Source organism: Actinokineospora inagensis DSM 44258 (assembly GCF_000482865.1).
GTDB lineage: Bacteria > Actinomycetota > Actinomycetes > Mycobacteriales > Pseudonocardiaceae > Actinokineospora > Actinokineospora inagensis.
The window spans coordinates 1-15,640 of the sequence record NZ_AXWW01000087.1; the positions used below are offsets into that span (position 1 = coordinate 1).

The 15,640-nt window shown below is 70.0% G+C and carries 25 protein-coding genes; 2 read left to right on the forward strand and 23 right to left on the reverse strand.

Annotated features, from left to right (window positions below):
* The 22 genes from H504_RS0125090 to H504_RS0125200 all read right to left on the reverse strand — a co-directional run.
* The coding region (locus H504_RS0125090; protein ID WP_026425051.1) for a DGQHR domain-containing protein at positions 1-515 on the reverse strand (515 nt) is incomplete at its 3' end.
* A complete protein-coding gene (locus H504_RS36850; protein WP_051386243.1) occupies positions 512-1,027 on the reverse strand; it encodes an ATP-binding protein in 516 nt (171 codons plus the stop codon). The genes H504_RS36850 and H504_RS0125090, both read right to left, overlap by 4 nt.
* 61 nt (positions 1,028-1,088) lie before the next feature.
* Positions 1,089-1,535, reverse strand: coding sequence for a hypothetical protein (locus H504_RS0125100; RefSeq protein ID WP_026425037.1), 447 nt, complete (start codon positions 1,533-1,535; stop codon positions 1,089-1,091).
* Positions 1,536-1,549: 14 nt separating this feature from the next.
* Entirely contained in the window at positions 1,550-1,771 is a 222-nt protein-coding gene (locus H504_RS0125105; protein WP_026425038.1) for a hypothetical protein, read from the reverse strand.
* Positions 1,772-1,914: 143 nt separating this feature from the next.
* Positions 1,915-2,541, reverse strand: a complete 627-nt coding sequence (locus H504_RS36855; RefSeq protein ID WP_084468179.1) for an NUDIX domain-containing protein — start codon at positions 2,539-2,541, stop codon at positions 1,915-1,917.
* Positions 2,542-2,713: 172 nt separating this feature from the next.
* Positions 2,714-2,989, reverse strand: coding sequence for a hypothetical protein (locus H504_RS0125115; protein WP_157440616.1), 276 nt, complete (start codon positions 2,987-2,989; stop codon positions 2,714-2,716).
* A gap of 85 nt (positions 2,990-3,074) precedes the next feature.
* Positions 3,075-3,269, reverse strand: coding sequence for a hypothetical protein (locus tag H504_RS0125120; RefSeq protein ID WP_026425040.1), 195 nt, complete (start codon positions 3,267-3,269; stop codon positions 3,075-3,077).
* Positions 3,270-3,315: 46 nt separating this feature from the next.
* A complete protein-coding gene (locus H504_RS0125125; RefSeq protein WP_157440617.1) occupies positions 3,316-3,579 on the reverse strand; it encodes a hypothetical protein in 264 nt (87 codons plus the stop codon).
* Positions 3,580-3,801: 222 nt separating this feature from the next.
* The gene (locus tag H504_RS36860; RefSeq protein ID WP_084468180.1) at positions 3,802-6,102 is read right to left on the reverse strand and encodes an FtsK/SpoIIIE domain-containing protein; all 2,301 of its coding nucleotides are present in this window, start codon (positions 6,100-6,102) and stop codon (positions 3,802-3,804) included.
* The gene (locus H504_RS36865) at positions 6,099-7,043 is read right to left on the reverse strand and encodes a hypothetical protein (protein WP_084468182.1); all 945 of its coding nucleotides are present in this window, start codon (positions 7,041-7,043) and stop codon (positions 6,099-6,101) included. Before H504_RS36865 ends, H504_RS36860 begins: the two co-directional genes overlap by 4 nt.
* A complete protein-coding gene (locus tag H504_RS41600) occupies positions 7,040-7,198 on the reverse strand; it encodes a hypothetical protein (protein WP_157440618.1) in 159 nt (52 codons plus the stop codon). Before H504_RS41600 ends, H504_RS36865 begins: the two co-directional genes overlap by 4 nt.
* Positions 7,195-7,638, reverse strand: coding sequence for a RapZ C-terminal domain-containing protein (locus H504_RS36870; protein WP_051386244.1), 444 nt, complete (start codon positions 7,636-7,638; stop codon positions 7,195-7,197). The genes H504_RS41600 and H504_RS36870 overlap by 4 nt, the downstream gene beginning before the upstream one ends.
* Positions 7,638-7,883 carry a hypothetical protein gene (locus H504_RS36875; protein ID WP_035306002.1) on the reverse strand — a complete coding sequence of 82 codons (246 nt, stop codon included), beginning with the start codon at positions 7,881-7,883 and terminating at the stop codon, positions 7,638-7,640. The genes H504_RS36870 and H504_RS36875 overlap by 1 nt, the downstream gene beginning before the upstream one ends.
* 97 nt (positions 7,884-7,980) lie before the next feature.
* On the reverse strand, positions 7,981-8,265 hold the full coding sequence (locus H504_RS36880; protein WP_051386245.1) for a hypothetical protein: 285 nt from the start codon (positions 8,263-8,265) through the stop codon (positions 7,981-7,983).
* Between the two features lie 17 nt (positions 8,266-8,282).
* Entirely contained in the window at positions 8,283-8,726 is a 444-nt protein-coding gene (locus H504_RS0125160; RefSeq protein ID WP_026425042.1) for a hypothetical protein, read from the reverse strand.
* 258 nt (positions 8,727-8,984) lie between these two features.
* Positions 8,985-9,197 carry a hypothetical protein gene (locus H504_RS0125170; protein WP_026425043.1) on the reverse strand — a complete coding sequence of 71 codons (213 nt, stop codon included), beginning with the start codon at positions 9,195-9,197 and terminating at the stop codon, positions 8,985-8,987.
* A 194-nt stretch (positions 9,198-9,391) separates the two neighbouring features.
* Positions 9,392-9,628 (reverse strand): hypothetical protein, encoded by a 237-nt coding sequence (locus tag H504_RS0125175; protein ID WP_026425044.1) that lies wholly within the window; start codon positions 9,626-9,628, stop codon positions 9,392-9,394.
* Positions 9,629-9,715: 87 nt separating this feature from the next.
* Positions 9,716-10,174 (reverse strand): RRQRL motif-containing zinc-binding protein, encoded by a 459-nt coding sequence (locus H504_RS0125180; RefSeq protein ID WP_026425045.1) that lies wholly within the window; start codon positions 10,172-10,174, stop codon positions 9,716-9,718.
* Positions 10,174-10,632, reverse strand: coding sequence for a DUF3307 domain-containing protein (locus tag H504_RS0125185; RefSeq protein WP_035306004.1), 459 nt, complete (start codon positions 10,630-10,632; stop codon positions 10,174-10,176). The genes H504_RS0125180 and H504_RS0125185 overlap by 1 nt, the downstream gene beginning before the upstream one ends.
* The gene (locus tag H504_RS40485) at positions 10,629-10,868 is read right to left on the reverse strand and encodes a WhiB family transcriptional regulator (RefSeq protein WP_035306006.1); all 240 of its coding nucleotides are present in this window, start codon (positions 10,866-10,868) and stop codon (positions 10,629-10,631) included. Before H504_RS40485 ends, H504_RS0125185 begins: the two co-directional genes overlap by 4 nt.
* Positions 10,865-11,296 carry a hypothetical protein gene (locus tag H504_RS0125195; RefSeq protein ID WP_157440619.1) on the reverse strand — a complete coding sequence of 144 codons (432 nt, stop codon included), beginning with the start codon at positions 11,294-11,296 and terminating at the stop codon, positions 10,865-10,867. The genes H504_RS40485 and H504_RS0125195 overlap by 4 nt, the downstream gene beginning before the upstream one ends.
* Positions 11,293-11,610: a hypothetical protein gene (locus H504_RS0125200; RefSeq protein WP_026425048.1), complete on the reverse strand. Its 318-nt coding sequence runs from the start codon at positions 11,608-11,610 to the stop codon at positions 11,293-11,295. Before H504_RS0125200 ends, H504_RS0125195 begins: the two co-directional genes overlap by 4 nt.
* Before the next feature lie 658 nt (positions 11,611-12,268).
* Here H504_RS0125200 and H504_RS0125205 point away from each other — a divergent pair.
* Both H504_RS0125205 and H504_RS36890 read left to right on the forward strand, forming a co-directional pair.
* On the forward strand, positions 12,269-13,129 hold the full coding sequence (locus tag H504_RS0125205) for a GntR family transcriptional regulator (RefSeq protein ID WP_026425049.1): 861 nt from the start codon (positions 12,269-12,271) through the stop codon (positions 13,127-13,129).
* Positions 13,130-13,140: 11 nt separating this feature from the next.
* Entirely contained in the window at positions 13,141-13,782 is a 642-nt protein-coding gene (locus H504_RS36890; RefSeq protein ID WP_035306010.1) for an HAD family hydrolase, read from the forward strand.
* A 402-nt stretch (positions 13,783-14,184) separates the two neighbouring features.
* On the opposite strand, the gene H504_RS0125215 is transcribed toward H504_RS36890, so the two are convergent.
* Positions 14,185-14,478 (reverse strand): hypothetical protein, encoded by a 294-nt coding sequence (locus H504_RS0125215; protein ID WP_026425050.1) that lies wholly within the window; start codon positions 14,476-14,478, stop codon positions 14,185-14,187.
* Positions 14,479-15,640 lie beyond the last annotated feature (1,162 nt).

Here is a 15,640-nt window from a genome sequence, read left to right on the forward strand (position 1 = left end):
CCCTTCGGCAGGGCTTTCGTCGAGTTGACCAGGATGAACTGTGATCGCTGCTCGTCCTCGGTGTCCGCGATGAACCCCACCACCGCCACCGGGAACTTCCGGATGTTCGCGTCCCGGATCGCCGCACTCCGCTGCTGCCCGTCCACCAACCACGCCGGCTTGCGCTCCTCCGCCTGACCCTCGTCGACCGGGATCACCAACTCACCCATCACCGAGTAGTCCACCGACTCGCCCTGCATCACCGCGGGCACGAACTCCACCCGCTTGTCGAACGCCACCACGATCGCGTTCGGCAACATCGCCCCATCCGACTCCAGATACCGGCGAATCGCCCGAATGTGGCTGAGCACCTCCGGCCGCTGATACCCCTGCAACTCCTCACCCTCATCACGCCGCACCCGCGACACCGCCGCGAACCCCGGCAACTTCTTCCCATCCACGGCGAAGCAGTAAATCCGCCGCCGCCCCTGCCGAACCTCCAACGCGGGAAGGCGCAGGGTGTCGCGGGTGCTCACCGGGCACCGCCGCTCGGGTGGGTGAAGTGGACGGTGGCGAATCCCTCCGCGGCGAACCCCGCCGGGCTGGTGGCCAGGGCGCGGAGGCTGTCGGCCAGCGCGAGGTGTTGGCGGGTGACGACGATGCGGGGCACGGGGTGTGTCCGCACGGTTTGGCGGGCTTGGCAGGTCCCGAGTGGGGTGGTGAGCACGACCAGCGCGGTGGGGATGCCGTGCCGGTCGGCGATCTCGCGCACACTGACGCGTTCGTGGCGGGTGGTGTGGGTTCCGTCCACGACGGTGGACAGTCCCCATCCGCAGCGCCGGTCGAGTCGGTCGTGCGCGAGCTGCACGGCGGCGGGGGTGAAGATCTGGTCGTGCGGGTCGCCGCAGAGTTCCTCGCGGCAGCGGTCGTAGGAGATGACCACGGTGTCGGGGTCGGTGGCGGCGAGGCGGGCGGCGAGGGTGGATTTCCCGGCGCCGCTGGCGCCGGCCATCACCACCACGCACGGCGTCGGCAGCGGGATGAACATGGCAGCCTTTCCGGACCGCCCTGGCGCCGGTGAGGCGCCAGGGCGGTCCTGGAGGTCGAGGTCAGAGTCGGAGACGGCCGCGGGCGGCCAGGTCCGGGGCGAGGTGGGTGATCTGGTCCCATCGGGCGCGCACCAGCCGCTCGGCCTCGGCCCGCAGCCGGTGTTCGGGCAGGGCGCGGGAGGGGGCGTGTAGGCGGCGGGCTCGGCGGAACGCGCGCATGTCGTGCACGCACCCGGCCTCGCGGTAGGCGGGCGTGCCGGGGGTGCGGTGGTGGACGCGGTCGGCCTCGCGTCCGGCCAGCAGCCCGACCAGATAGCCGCGGTCGATCACCTCGGTGTCGTCGTCGGGCCAGTCCACCCGCACCCAGCCCTCGACACCACTGCCTCGGCCGGTGATCCGCACCTCGCGGATACGGACCCCGGGCAGCGTGTTCCAGACGACGTAGTGACCGAGTTCGTGGTGGGCGACGGCCAACCGGTGCGGGTCATCGGCGAAGCGAGAGCCCATCGACACGTCGCCTGTCAGGCCCGGTCGCGGTACTGGACGTACGCGGCGTCGATCTCCGCAGAGCTGGAGTTGCGTTTCGCCGCGGTCAACATGGTCGTCGCGCGGCGCCAGGTCTGCTCCGGCGCACCCGCCTCCATGTGCAGCACGGCCGCGTCCTCCTCGGCCTTGATCAACGCGACCAGCCGCTGTATCTGAGCGGCTCGTACCGGACCGGGCTTGCCGCCGGAAGTCTTCATGGGAACGACCTTTCGTCGATGCTGTGGATGTTTGCCGGAGGAAGGCGTCGACCGGCGCCACGGCCCGCCCAGTGGGACCCGGCGCTGCCAGCGCTGGCCATCACCACCACGCACGGCGTCGGACACGATCTGGCGGTAGCGCGTCACCGGCGGGTGCCACGCATCCGTGTGAACGCGGCGTTGACCTCCTCCCGACTGGAGTTGCGGATTGCCGCCTCCATCAGGCCGCGTGCTCTGCGCGCGATGTCCGGCGGGGTGCGTTTGTCGGCCTCGAGTGCCTCCACGTCGGTGAACAGGTGAACCAGCCGGGTCACCTGCTCGGGCCGCACCGGAGATGGAGTGAGCTGGATGCGCAGCGCCCGCATGGCGTCGGACACGATCCGGTCGTGGTCGAACGCGAGCGCAACCTGTTGGCCGATGATGTCGGCCAGCGGGACCCAGCGGGCGGTCTTGGCGTCGTCGGCGGCGACCGGGGTGGGCATCATGGTCAGTCGGGCCGCGTACGCCGAGGTCGTGTAGCGGCCGCGCGGGTCGCGGCCGGGGGTGTCGTAGACGCCGACCTTGCCGGCGGTGCGCGGCATGCGCACCCCGGTTTCCTCGGCGAGTTCCCGGATCGCGGCGGCCAGGGTGTCCTCGCCCGGGTTGACCTTCCCGCCGGGCAGGGCCCACCGGCCCTGGAACGGGGGCTTGCCCCGCTCGATCAGCAACACGTGCCACTGCCCGCGCCGCTGGGCGAACACAATCGCGTCGGCTGTCTGGATCACTGCCATGGTTTGTTCCTCCGGAACGGTGGTGGTGGAGGGGGAGGCCCGGGGTCGGCGCGCGGGTGGTGGCGGAGTGAGCACCGACCCCGGGGGCGGTCACCTTGTCCGGTGGGGTGATCGCGTGGTGGGTCGACCGTCAGAGGAGACCGCTCACGCTTTGTCTCCTCTGTGGACGGTGTCAGCGGCGTGGCTGCCCGAGGACGACGCCGATCTGCGCCTTGACGCGGTCACCGCCGCCGGCGGTGTTGGTGACGGTGGCGCCGGTGGTCTGCGGGTCGGCGTTGTCGCGGCGGTGGCGGCGTTCCTGGCGGCGACGCTCCCGCCGCCGCTCGCGGTCGTCGTCGGTGGTGTCGGTGTCGATGTTGCCGACTTCGGTGACGGTGACGTCGCCGATGAGCAGGTCGGTCTGCTCACCGACGACCGCGTTGCCGGTGACACGGTTGGTGGTGGTCACGGTGATACGGCGGGCCATGGCGGTGGGTGTCCCTTCGGGGGTGCTGCTGGATGAAGGTCGGGGGCCGGACCGGTTCGACGGCGGGTCAGTCGTCGTCCCAGTCGTCGTCGTGTTCGGCCTCGTGGTAGACGGTGACGACCCCGCCCCGGTGCTTGCCGGGCCTGGTGGTGTGCTTCTTCCACCCCGCCTCGGCGTCGACCCGGTGGGTGAGGGTGATGAACGAGGTGACGTCGCAGGACGTGCACCGCCACCCGTAGTTGACCTCGTAGTCCTCGTCCATGTGTGTTTGTTCCCTTCTGTCGCGATCGGACCGGTGTGGTACCGGGCTAGTTCGTGGTGGTTCCCGGGCCGAGTTCGCGGTGTTGTCGGGGCGGGACCTGCTTGCGTGCGCGGTCCGTTCGGTCCGCGCGGGCGGTGGTGGTGCGCGGCGCGGCCCGGCGCACCCTGGCGTAGACGCGTTTGCCGAAGGCACCGCGCGCGTCGTACGTCTTGCCGTTCGCCACAACCTCGTATCCGGCCTGTATCAGGGTTTCCAGTACGGCGGCCATGTCGGCCGGTTCGCCGATCATGCGCATCTCTACGTGATCCACGTGGTCCTTTCCCTCTCCTGCGCCGAATGGTCACTTTGGGTAGTCGCCTGTGGGGTGGGGAGGGAGGCGGCGGCGTCGTGGGCGTACCGTTTTCGCGGGGTTTCCGCTGGTCGCCGGTGGGGTCGGACGCCGCCTCCCTGGCCACTGTTCGCGCTGGTTGTCGTGGGGATGGGCAGGGAGGGAGGGTGGGAGGGAGAACTCCCTTCCTCCCCGCAGGCTCCCCTAGTCGTCGTCGGTGTCGATACCGTCGATTTCGTCACGTTCTGTAAGTGCTTCGTGGACTCGGGTGGCGCTGATCTTCATCTGGCCGCCGGTTTTGTAGGCCCTGGCGACCTCGGGGAGGGCCTCGTTGAGGGTGGTGAAGTTCCAGCCGCGGTAGCGGGAGTCCCGGCCGGCCAGGGCGGTGAGGACTTCCTGGGTGCGCATCCGGTGGTGTCCGGTGAGGACGGCGGCGATGTCGGCCAGGGGGTCCAGGGGGGTGTCGGGTGTGGTGGTGTCGGTGGTGGTGACCGCGGTGCGCAGGGCGCGGGCGCGGTCGGCGACGTCGGCCGCGTCGGCGCCGTTGACGTAGTGGGTCCGCACGGTCAGCGCCGCCTGTCCGGGCGGGAGGGGGACCCCGTCACCGGCCACGACCAGGACACCCTTGTCCAGGCCCTGGCGCAGCCGGTGCGGGGCGGCGCCGGCGTCGATCGCCTTGTCTCCCAAGGCCATGCACGCCTGCTCTTCGGTGCCCACCGCCAGCGACGCCCGGATGTGGGCGCCCTCGCGGACGAGTTTGGGCAGGTTCTGGTCGGTCGGGTCCTGGGTTCCCTGCCAGAGCAGCACGTTGACGGCGCGGCCCTGGTTCTGGAGCTTGCGGGCGGCCATGAAGTAGCGGCTGGTGGCCTTGGTCCCGCCGTAGGGGCGCTTGTCCTCCCCGACCGCCGGGCACATGAACGCGACCTGCGCTTCGTCCACGATGAGGAACAGGGGGTGGAAGCCGCTGCCGGGAGTGCGGGCCATGTCGCGGGTGACCCCGTCCGGGGCGCCGGACGCTTCCAGCGCGGAGATCCGACGCTCCATTTCGGACACCCCGGATTCCAGCATCCTGGTGGCCTGGATGACGTGGTCGTCGGTGGGGCCCTGGATGAGGGTGGTGGCGATGCCGTCGACCATCCGCCAGTCGCCCACGCCCTTGAGGTCGGCCACCTGGAGTTCGGTGCTGGGGTCGAGCGCCACCCACAGGGCCAGCGCCCGCAGCGCCGCTGTCTTGCCCTGATTGGACAGACCGGTGATGAGCAGATGCCGCTGCAGCAGGGAGATCGCGACGGTGTCGCCGCGCAGGTCCACGCCCCAGGGGGCACGGCCGGTGTAGAGGTCGGCGACCAGGTCGGGCTCGAACGTCAGTGGCGAGGGCCCGATCGGCTGGTCGAGGGCGCCGGAGTCGGCGATCCACAGCCGCACCGTGCGGGCGGCGGACGGGATGGTCATGTGCACCTCGTGTTCGTGGCGGTCCAGATTCTCGGCGAGCTTGCGTCGCCTGCGGTGGATGTCGGAGGTGTCGGTGCCCTTGGGCAGCAACACGTCGACCTCGACCCCGCACCCGGCCAGCCGGATCGGGCCCAGCATCCCCGCGCCCGCGTCGCCCATCCCCTTGATCGCCTTGCGCAGCGGGGCGAGACCGAGCTCGCGCAGGGCGATGACCAGCATGGACGGGGTGATCGGCTCCCCGGTCGACTCGCGGGCGTGTTCCGGGCGCACCCACGCAGGCAGTTCCGCGCGGCGGGTGCCCTCGCGGTAGGCGGCGTAGAGCACCGCCAGCGGCGCCGCGGCCACCGCGGGGGTCCAGGCGGCGGCGATCACCCACGCCACGACCCGCACCAGGTCCAGCACCCCGCCGACGACCTCGCCGAACTCGGCCGCGCCGGAGACCTGGGCGACACCGGCCACCACCACCACCAGGACGATCGTCCCGGCCAGGGCTCCGGCCGTCACCTTCATCAGCGCCCACGCCGTGGCCGGGGCGTCCCGCAGCCGCTGGTGCCGCCGGGTCACCGCGTCCTCCCGGGCGTCGACCCAGTGCCGCAGTTGCTCTTGGTCGCCGGTGGCCTCGGCGGCGCGGATCTGGCGGCGGTACACCCCGTGGGTGCCCGCGTCCCACAACCGCGCCGCCCACGAGTACCCGCCCTGCATCGTCGTCACGCTCACCCGGATCACCACCATCGCCGATGTCGAGGACCGCACCACCTCCACTGCCCGCGCGGGCAGCAGCCGCACCGGCCCCGCCCACCGCGTCCCGTCCGGGACACGCCGATCCAGCGCCGCGGACTCCGCCGCGGAGAGCACCGTGCCCTCCACCGCCCCGCCCGCGAGCGCCCCGCCCGCCACCACCGCGTGCTCGGTCTCGGCGCGCTCCACCGCCGTTCCCGGCCGCGGCGCGACGTCCGGCGAGGAGGTCGGGTCCGGGCGCAACGGGATCACCCGCCCCCCGGAATCCACCCCGCCATCGGCCGTCTCGGCGGCCGCGTTCGTCTGGCTGTTCATGCCGCCTCCCGGGCGCCCTCGACCCTGCTCACAGCCTTGACCGGGGCATCGGCGGCGTCGCGTTCGGCCCGCAGCGTGGCGGCGACCCTGGTCGCCATGCCCCGCCCGCAGCCGGTCACCTCACGCACCCACGCCGGCGTCAAATGCGTGCTCGCGGTGAGCTGGTCGCGGGCGAGCTTGACGAAGTCCGGCAGCAGCATCCGGGGCGGCCGCGCCGCCCGCCGCCGGGGCGTGCGCGCCGCCCGCGACGCGGGCGTGGTTGCGGTGGTGTCGGGGGCGGCGGCCTCCACCGCCCCGGTCGCGGTGTCGGTCGCGGTCTCGGGTTCCGCCGGGGGCGGCACGGTCCACGCACCCGACACGACGTCGGTGTCGATGCCGGCCGGTGCGGGCGAGAGCTGCCTGTGGTGGCGGACCGCGAGCACCACCGCCTCGGTGAGCCGGTCCCGCAGATACGGTCCCGCCTCCGCCGCGCACAGCACCAGCACCGGCGGCACCGAGTGCAACACGATCCCGGCGGCGGTCATGTCGGTCCAGGACTGCCAGGTGTTCATGGCGTAGGTGGCGGCGAAGGAGAACCACTTCGTGCGCCGCGCCCACGGCCCGGTGACCGGGACCTGCCAGCGGGCGGTGATCTGCTCCGCCCGCAGGATCGCGATGAGCACCAGCGACACCATCGGGTCGAGCAGCCACGCGGTCAGCCACCGCAACGATCCCGGCGTCGCGCCCACGGCCGCGAAGGTCTGGACGTTGACCATCGTGAACCCCAGACCCAGCAGGATTCCCGTCCACATCAGCCGGTCGACCTGGGACCGGACCCGCTCCACCTGCACCGCGATCACGTCCGGGTGCGTGCTCAACGCCCGCACATCCGCCGCCACGGCCGCCCGCTCCCGCAACGCGTCCACACGCGACAGTCGAGCCCTGCCCGGTGGGGTGGTCATCGGTCCCCCTTCTTCGAGTCGGGGGCCGGAGCGGGCGGGCGCAGGTGGTCGGCGATCCACCGGTCGAGGTCGGGAACCGGCTCACCGCGGTGATCGATGGGGCCGCGGTACCCGGACTCCCGCAACCGCCGGAACTTCGCCTCGGACTCGGTCATCGGCTCTCCCCCGTCAGTACACGGGGCAGGTGGACGTGCAGGTGCTCCACCCGCACCTCGATCCGCCGGCCGTCCAGGTTCTCGGCGGCGATCTGGACGAGGATGGCCAGGTGCTCGGCCAGGGCGACCGAGCGGTGGCGGCCGCCGGCGCACCCGATGGCGACGGTGACGGCTTTGCCCGCGACCAGGTGCAGGCCCACGACAGCGGTGACCAGCCCGTCGACCAGGGCGCGGGCGCCAGGGGTGTTCATCACGACGGCGTGGACCCACGGGTCGTGGCCGTCGAGGTCGATCAGGCCCGAGCCCGTGACGCGGGCCGGGTCGCGCAGCAGCTCCCGCACGTCGATCACGAGGTCGGCTGCGGGCGGGGCGTCGTGCAGGTAGCCGAAGGACACGACCCGCAGTGGCGGCGGTGTCGGTGTCGGGGTCCGGTGTGACATCAGCGGGTCACCCCCCGCCCGGCGCGCAGCGCGGCGGCCCGGGAACGGGCGCGGGCGGCGCAGTCGCGGGCGTCGGCCGCACCGGCCGGGGTGGTGCCCGGGTGGGCGGCGACCGCGTCGAGCATCGCGGCCTTGCGGTCGAGCCAGACGGCGACCTGCGCGGGTGGGGTGTCGAGGGTGGGTCGGGTGGCCAGCAGCTCGCCGAGCTCGGCGAGCCCGGCCGGGCCGGCGGTGGTTGTCGCCATGATGGGTGCTCCGGTCTGCCCTGTGGGCGTGGTTGGGCCCGGTCCGGCGGGCAGTGCGTGGCGGAGTGACCGCCGGACCGGGAAGAAGCGGTGAGGGTCAGGGGGAGGTGGCGTAGTTCCAGGCGATGAGGTGGTTCCACTCGCCGCCGATCCGGATCGCGGCGGCCTGGTCGGCCGAGGTGATGGTCTTGCGGTTGGACTCGGGTACCAGGTGGATCTTGCGTTCGCGCGACATCCGGGCCAGGTGGGCGTCCTGCGCGGTCCTGGACTGCTGCCACAGTTCCGTCCGCAGGTCGACCAGGTCGACCCAGCCGCCCTTGCGGCGCGCCAGTTTCTCGATCGCCGCGCGAACGGCAGTGTCCCAGCGGGCTTCCACCGACATGGTCTGTCCTTTCCGGTCTACTTGCCGAGCGCGGCGAGCGTGCGCTCGAACGCGACGTCGGTGTGGCGGGTGCGCTTGCGGTAGATCGGTGGCGGGGTGCGGCGCGGCCGGTGGTGCATGCTCGACACCGCGGCGACGACCAGGGTGGCCAGCGTCCGGGGCGCGGGGGCCACCTCGGCGCCGATCCATTCGGTGGCGACCTCCTTGCGGGTGCGGTTGTGTCGCTCCACCCACCAGCCGGTGACCTCGCCCCAGTGGATGCTGATCGAGTCCGACAGCGGGTCATGCCAGGGTTTTGTCAACGCCGGCGCGGTGGGCGACACGACCAGCTTGGCCCACATGCCCTCACCCGTACTGCCGGGCAGAGGGCCGCCGCCGTGGAACTCGTTGATGGTCAGGCCGGCCGTGTTCATCTGGCTGACGACGGCATGCACATAGCGGGTGTGCGGGTAGGTGCGCATCACGTTCTCCGGTGTCGGGGGGACGGGGTGTCCTGGTCGCACTGACCGGCGGCGTGGGTGCCCGGCAGCCGCGGGCAGCGGCACGCGTACAGGTGCTCGTGGTCCCGCTCGACCACCGGCGTCGCCGAGACGGCGGCCGGCGGTGCGGGGGGTGGGGTCGTTACCATCGGTGTTCTCCACTGGCCTGGGGCTGGTGGTGGTTGGGAACCCCGGCCCGGCGGGCAGTCTGTGGCGGAGTGACCGCCGGGCCGGGGCCGGCTAGAGGTTCATCTGGTCCATCAGCCATGCCGCGCAGTCGGGCTGACCGCAGATCTGCTCCCGGCGGTACTTCTTGCGCGTGCACTTCTTCCCGAGCGGGGCGGCGATGCACCGAGTCGCCGCCCGCTGGGCGTCACGGCTGGACCGGCGGTCGACGACGGCGTCCGGGCTCAGAGCCCGCGCGCCCTTGACCAGTGCTGACAGCGCGTTCATGTAATTGTCCTCCGAGAGGGGTAGGGGTCTGCGGTGTTCGGTGCCGTGCACTCCGGGCACGGCACCGCGAAATCGGACCGACCGGCGAACCGGCCCGTCCACAGGAGACGGTGACCCGCGCAGATCGGGCACAGGCCACGTGCCCGCAGCGCGGTCGGGGACTCGGGCGAGTTGCGGGACGGGATCATCGCCCGTCACACGATGGCGGCGGCGGCCTTGTGCTGGCCGTGCCGACGCAACTCGCGGCGCATCTCCCGCCAGACCTCGTTCCGGTGGTGGTGCTTTCCCGCGGCGTCCAAGTGGCTGAGTTTGTTGACCAGCGCTCGCAGCGTCTCCGGCACGTCCCCGGTGAAGGTGAACGTGTACGTGACCTCGTCGGTGTGGGGGTTGACGGGGCCACGGGTGATGTCGATCCGGAATGACGTGGACATGGTGGTGTCTCCTTGAAGTGTCCATTGAGGACAGAGCGAGGCGGGCGTGTTGTCCGCCGAGAGCAGGGAGAAAGTGCCTGTGCGGGATCACCCCACCTGGAGGTGCGCCGCCCCGTCGTGCTCGGCGGTGGGGTCGATGCCCTGGTCGAGCAGCCAGCAGTTGGTGCACTGCCGGGTCTCCAGCGGGACGACGTACCCGGCGTCGCGGCCGCAGGAGCGGCACAGGCGCCGGCCGAGGTTGGCCTTGGCCAGCGCGGTGTGCTGGGCCGGTGTCGCCGGGCGGTGGGGTTTCGCGAGGGAGATGAGGAACAGCTCCGCGTAGACCTTCTTCTCGGCCGCGCGGCACCGGAAGTACAGGTAGGCCACGGGTTCCTGCCCGCCGGGGCGCAGTCCGCGTGCCCGGAGTTGGCGTCGGGTGGCCAGCAGGTCGCGGGGGGCGATGCCCCATGACAGCAGCGGCAGGCCGAGGTGGGTGCCCCGGGTGAACTCCTGTGCGGCCGACCACGCCACGTCCGCCAACACCCACGGATACTGGCGGCCGGCCATCACGACACCGCCGTGACCAGCGCGGCCACCCACAGCCACAGCCAGTGAAACGACTGGTCCAGCGTGTACATCCCGGTTCCCAGACCGGGGTTGTCGTCGCGGCCGGGGCGCGGCGCGCCGAGCGCGGCGAACCGGGCCCGGCCGGTCACGCGGATCAACCACGCCAACGGGGCACGGCGGTCGGCCCAGTAGTGCGTCAGCGCCGAGAGCACCTGCCCGGCGACGAACGGCACCGGGTGAACGGGTAACCCCGCCAGCCACCACACCACCCCCACCGCCAGGGCCGTGGTCGCGGTGTAGGTGGCCACATGCCGCAGACACGCGAGACGTCCCACTACCCCTCGGTGGCCCTTGTGCGTGGCCTGGTGGTCGGTCTGCACCCAGTGGTCGGCGACCTGGTGGGCCACCAGCAACGCCGGCGCCACCGCGCCGAGCACGGTCGCGGACACCGCGCTCACCGGGCCACCCCCGCCCGCGTACGCGCCATCCCGCGCCGCTCACGAGTCGAGGTCCCGCCGTAGATCCCCTCGAACCCGTTGACCAGGGCGAACCGCAGGCACTCCTCAGTGACCGCGCACCGCCGGCACACCGCGCGGGCCGCGCGCCCACCCGGCCCGCCCTGCTCCGGGAGGAACGCCTCCGGGTCGGTCTCGACGCACAACGCGTCGTCCATCCACTCCAGACGGCCGCTCACGACGCCGCCGCCAACCGTCCGGCGGACTCCGACCGGGCCGCAGCCAACACCCTCTCCGGCGCCAGCCGCACCGTCTCGCCCACCGGGGGCATCTGCTCCCACAGCCCCCACCGGGCGAGACGGGCCAACTCCGGCAACCGCCAGTGCTGGTACAACCGCACCCGGACGACCCCGCCCGGGTCGGCGACGTCGGTGACCACCTCGACCGTGACCCGGTCCTCCCGCGTCGTGGCCACGATGTCGACGCCCACCACGTGAGCCCACTCGGCCACCACCGCGACCAGGTCCACCCCATACCCCTGGATCTGTATCGTCACCTGGTCGTCGAAGACCGGGCAGACCTCCACACACGCGAGCTCCGGGGCCTGACCCTCGAACTCGGCCAACCACCGGGCGGCCACGGCCAAACCCCGCTGCAACTCGCTCATGCCGCCACCGCCGCCCCGTGCGGGCACCACGGCGCGTGTCCACCCGGCCACTCACACGTCGGACACCGCGTCGCCGACACCGCACCGGCGCCCCGCCCGGCGATCCGCGCGTCCCGCCGGACCCGTGCCGTGCCGTCCACCAACGCCGTAGTCGGCGGCGAGACCGGCCTGCGGACCTCGGCCAGCTCCGCCGCCAGCACCGGGGTCGCCAACACGTGGGCCAACTCGGCCTCCGACAACACCTCCCCGGAAACATCCACCCAGAACTCGTCCGCGACGTCGTCCACGTCGCCAGGACCCATCGACTCGGTCATCAGGAACTCCCTCGAAGTCAGAACGAAGCGATCAGGACTCGGCGACCGGCACCAGACCAGGCCGAAACGGCACCGGCGCCCGACGAACCGCGGCCCGCCGAACCCGCCGCGACGGCCGCGCAACCATCACCGGCCGCGCCGGCTCGACACACGGCGACGGCGACACCACACGCGCCGCCGCCCGCCGATCACGCCGCGACCGGGCCTCACCAGAGGCCACCGACCCGGTCAACCCAGGCCCGGACGACGTCACCGTCCCCGCACGAAACGAGGCCACCAACGCAGCAGCCGAAAGATCAGAAACAGACACAACCGACCTCCACAAGAGTCGGAACACCCGACCAACACGGGTGAACCCGCAGGTCAAGGCGAAGAAAGTGAGACGCAGGCCCCGAGAGTGGAGATCCACACACTCCCGGCCTGCTCACGTTTTACGACCGCAGTAACGAATCCAGACGCGGCCGCTGGGGGCGACGTGCAAGCGCTTTTATTCAAATGTCAAAGAGCTGGGCCTGACGTTTGCTTGTCCGCTCCCGCCCCGTCTGCGGCTGGCGCAACGAGAGCAAAGGTAGCTAGGTCTGCTAGTAGAGTCAACATGGCAAAGCTAGCAGAGCTACTATTCACCTAGATGGGCTAGTAGTGCTGGTATGCTGTGCCTATGGACCCGCTACACGTTGAGCTTGATCCGGACGACCCACGCCCCCCGTTTCAGCAGGTCGCGAACGTCCTACGTGCGGCTATCGCGACGCGGAAGCTAGAGCCGGGAGACCGGCTGCCGTCCTATGCCGAGTTGGCGGAGCGGTTCAAGGTGGCGCCGATGACCGTCCAAAAGGTCATTAGCCTGCTGCGCGACGAGGGCTTGGTGGTCACCAGGCAGGGCAAGGGCACGTTCGTTCGCCAACGAACGGAACGCGCTGTGGGCCTGCGTCCACATGTTGAACAAGCGTTCGAGTCCAGTGACGTTGAAATCGACTTCGCCGGATTCTCCTCGGAGACGCTTCTCGGGGTGGTCCAAGAACCCCTGGACAAACTGCGGACGGGAAGGCTTGGGGCTAAGAGTGTAAAGGTGAGGATTCTACTCCCCGACCTTTCTCTGGCGATCGGCCTGCCGTCCTTGGTTGAGGGTGGTGGCGCGGACTCGGCGGAAGTTCGCCAACGAATGCAGCGAATTACGCAGCGATCTACGCAGACGATTACTGATTCGATTGAAGAGCTTGCGGCCCTCAAGTTGATTGAGTCGGGGAGTGCGGAGGTGCGAGTTTTTCGGACCTCGCCTTTGTTCAAGTTGTACATCATCAACCGCTCAGAAGCATTCTTCGGCTTCTATCCGGTGGTTCGGCACTCGGTAGCAATCGCTGGGGAGGCAGTGGAGATCTTCGACCCGATGGGCAAGGATGCCACGCTCTTCCATTGGGCCGTGTCGGACGACCCAGAAGCTGTCTCTAATCAGTACATTGCCCAAGCCCAAGCATGGTTTGATAGCGTGTGGGAGAGTGTGGCGAAGGGGTACACGCCTTGAGTCAGGGGAGAATGTCGGAAGTTCTGGCCAGCGCCTCTGCGGTGATATTCGACTTTGACGGACCGTTGTGCGACGTCTTTGCGGGCCATCCAGCAGGCGTTGTGGCTCGGAGCCTTGAGAAGCTTCTGGGTGTTCCGGTCCAGTCGGATGACCCGCTGGAGGTGCTCAGGGAATCGAGGGAGCACGATAGCGACAAGCTCCGAGAGGTTGAGCGTGCGCTAATTGCTGCCGAACTTCACGCGGTAGCGTGCTCGGACGTCACCCCTGGTGGCTTAGAGGCTGTGCGGGCCTGTATCGCCAGTAGCCGTAAGGTGGCTGTAGTGAGCAACAACTCGGAAGATGCGGTCTCGGCATTTCTGCGCAATGTAGGACTATCGGACGTTGTTCGACCGGTAGTCGGTCGCTATCCCGCGCGGCCAGACCTCATGAAGCCCAATACGTGGCCCATGGTCTGCGCGCTGGAGGCGCTTGGGGTGCAGGCTGGCAAGGCCGTGTTCGTTGGCGACAGCATCACCGATCTTGAGGTCGCCGCAGCTGTTGGCACACCTTGTTTAGCGTACGCGAACAAGCCGGGCAAACGAGAAGCGTTCGAGGCCGCTGGAGCCGCGGTGGTCTTCACGGACATGCATCAGATGGCCGACGCCTTGAGGTAGCGCAGTGGATGTCATGACCTCTTCGAGAGGTGCGGCCGACACCATTGGATGCCCCCGGCGCTTGCTGCTGCGGCAGACGTCAGGCCGCGTGAGGTCGCCAGGGGGCTAGCAGGACGGTAGTTGCGCGGCAGCTACCCGGGACGCCTGGTTCAGGACCGGTCCTACTAGCCGCCCCCCGGGGCTAGTAGGACCGGTCCCGTTGGCCAGGGATGCGGGTTTGGCGCGGGCTCGCGGGTTTCTGCGGGTTTGGGTTCCAGCCAAACCCGCGCACTGTTTTCCCAGCTCAGGCCGCGTTTTGTGGTGGTGTTGCGGGTTTGCGGGTTTGTTTTCGACTCTCACAGATGTTGGAGACACCCGTCTTGCCACCGCACGACCTGCGAGGGCCGCGAACTGGGAAGATGCTCAGTTGTCTTTGCTGGCGAGGCGTTGAAGCAGGGTGCTGATCTCGGCTTGGCCGGTGGCCAGCGCGGTGAACCCGCGGCGGACCTCGGCTTCCAGTGTGCCCAGTTGCTGTCCGTGCTCCACCTGGGTCTCGCGAAGCGCTGACAGCAGCCTCGTTTGAGCGTCCAGGCGAGCGGTCAGGGCGCTGACGTCGCGGTCTGCTCCGCCCGCGAGCACGCGTGCGGCCGCGGCGTCCTGGCGCACCGCCCGCAGCTCTCGCTCGACGGCGGTAAGTCGTGCCTCGAAGTCGTCCATGGCCACCTCGGCAGTGTAGGGGGAGGGGTGCCGTGACATCAGCCCGTGACATCAACGGTCGTGAACTGGGGTGAACCGACCTGCACGTTCGGGGGCGTGCCACTCCCGGCGGTTGCCGCATCCGACCAGGTTGGCTGGGGGAAGCACATGATTTACACCCGAGCGGTCGCAGGTTCGAATCCTGCTGCGCCCACTGTGAGACCTGGGGGGCGACCCCCCAGACCCCCACGGTGCGGTGAGGGCCTGTTGGCGGCCCCACCCCCGACCACCGGCAGGTTGCCCTGCCGGTTCCACGGCATACCCGCACCTGCGAGTACACGAGCGCCCCTCGCTCCTCCCCTTTGCACCGCACCCCAACACACAAACCGCTGTGTGAACACCCACCACAATCAACCCGCACCACGCGCCCTCGACCCACCTCACGCTGGCAAAGGTCGCCAGCCCGCCCCCCCACGGGCCACAAAACCCACCCCAAAGTCAACGAAGCACCACCCAACGCACCTCGAAACCCACATCACGTCGACAAAGGTCGCCAGCCCGCCCCGCGCGCCCGAAGCCCCGGCCACATCGACAAAGGTCGCCAACCTGCACCGCGCCCCAAAAACTCACCCGAAATCAACGAAACGGCACTCCCAACCTCGCGCGCCCGAAACCCCCGCCACATCGACAAAGATCGCCAACCTGCACCGCGCCCCAAAACTCACCCGAAATCGACGAAGCGCCACCCCCGGCACCGCGCGCCTCGAAACCCGCCGACACCAACCGCCCGTTGTGGTGAAGTTGTTTTGTTTGGGGGGAGCGGTGGCCTAAGCTGGCCGGCGGGTAAGGCCACGCTTTCCAGTGGCCCCGCCTTTTAGCCTTACCCAGGCCACCGCTAGGGGCCCCAAACAAAACAACTTCACCACAACGGGCACCCCAGCTTTAATCTGGCGCCCAAGCGCCGGCGTCGCCGCCAGGCGACAAGGCCGAACCCCGAGGCGCAGCCGAGGCCCAGAGACCCCTCACACCAAGATCAACCGAGCGCAAAGCCCCCGAATGCACAGGCTACCCAAGCCCACCGACAAGATCGCCCAGCCGACCAAAAACCATGATCAACCCGAACTTGAGCCCCTGAATACACAGCCTAAACGAACCCACGGGTCTGCTGCACGAGTAGGTGACA

Bases quoted from the DNA above. Each gene is read 5' to 3' on its own strand.
- H504_RS36870 (WP_051386244.1), bottom strand. From the start codon at position 7,638: ATGTCACACCGGACCCCGACACCGACACCGCCGCCACTGCGGGTCGTG.
- H504_RS0125205 (WP_026425049.1), top strand. From the start codon at position 12,269: ATGGACCCGCTACACGTTGAGCTTGATCCGGACGACCCACGCCCCCCG.
- H504_RS0125195 (WP_157440619.1), bottom strand. From the start codon at position 11,296: ATGAGCGAGTTGCAGCGGGGTTTGGCCGTGGCCGCCCGGTGGTTGGCC.
- H504_RS0125120 (WP_026425040.1), bottom strand. From the start codon at position 3,269: ATGGACGAGGACTACGAGGTCAACTACGGGTGGCGGTGCACGTCCTGC.
- H504_RS36865 (WP_084468182.1), bottom strand. From the start codon at position 7,043: ATGACCACCCCACCGGGCAGGGCTCGACTGTCGCGTGTGGACGCGTTG.
- H504_RS41600 (WP_157440618.1), bottom strand. From the start codon at position 7,198: ATGACCGAGTCCGAGGCGAAGTTCCGGCGGTTGCGGGAGTCCGGGTAC.
- H504_RS0125160 (WP_026425042.1), bottom strand. From the start codon at position 8,726: ATGCGCACCTACCCGCACACCCGCTATGTGCATGCCGTCGTCAGCCAG.
- H504_RS36880 (WP_051386245.1), bottom strand. From the start codon at position 8,265: ATGTCGGTGGAAGCCCGCTGGGACACTGCCGTTCGCGCGGCGATCGAG.
- H504_RS0125100 (WP_026425037.1), bottom strand. From the start codon at position 1,535: ATGGGCTCTCGCTTCGCCGATGACCCGCACCGGTTGGCCGTCGCCCAC.
- H504_RS0125200 (WP_026425048.1), bottom strand. From the start codon at position 11,610: ATGACCGAGTCGATGGGTCCTGGCGACGTGGACGACGTCGCGGACGAG.
- H504_RS36875 (WP_035306002.1), bottom strand. From the start codon at position 7,883: ATGGCGACAACCACCGCCGGCCCGGCCGGGCTCGCCGAGCTCGGCGAG.
- H504_RS0125170 (WP_026425043.1), bottom strand. From the start codon at position 9,197: ATGAACGCGCTGTCAGCACTGGTCAAGGGCGCGCGGGCTCTGAGCCCG.
- H504_RS0125175 (WP_026425044.1), bottom strand. From the start codon at position 9,628: ATGTCCACGTCATTCCGGATCGACATCACCCGTGGCCCCGTCAACCCC.
- H504_RS0125180 (WP_026425045.1), bottom strand. From the start codon at position 10,174: ATGGCCGGCCGCCAGTATCCGTGGGTGTTGGCGGACGTGGCGTGGTCG.
- H504_RS36890 (WP_035306010.1), top strand. From the start codon at position 13,141: ATGTCGGAAGTTCTGGCCAGCGCCTCTGCGGTGATATTCGACTTTGAC.
- H504_RS0125105 (WP_026425038.1), bottom strand. From the start codon at position 1,771: ATGAAGACTTCCGGCGGCAAGCCCGGTCCGGTACGAGCCGCTCAGATA.
- H504_RS36855 (WP_084468179.1), bottom strand. From the start codon at position 2,541: ATGGCAGTGATCCAGACAGCCGACGCGATTGTGTTCGCCCAGCGGCGC.
- H504_RS36860 (WP_084468180.1), bottom strand. From the start codon at position 6,102: ATGAACAGCCAGACGAACGCGGCCGCCGAGACGGCCGATGGCGGGGTG.
- H504_RS0125215 (WP_026425050.1), bottom strand. From the start codon at position 14,478: ATGGACGACTTCGAGGCACGACTTACCGCCGTCGAGCGAGAGCTGCGG.
- H504_RS36850 (WP_051386243.1), bottom strand. From the start codon at position 1,027: ATGTTCATCCCGCTGCCGACGCCGTGCGTGGTGGTGATGGCCGGCGCC.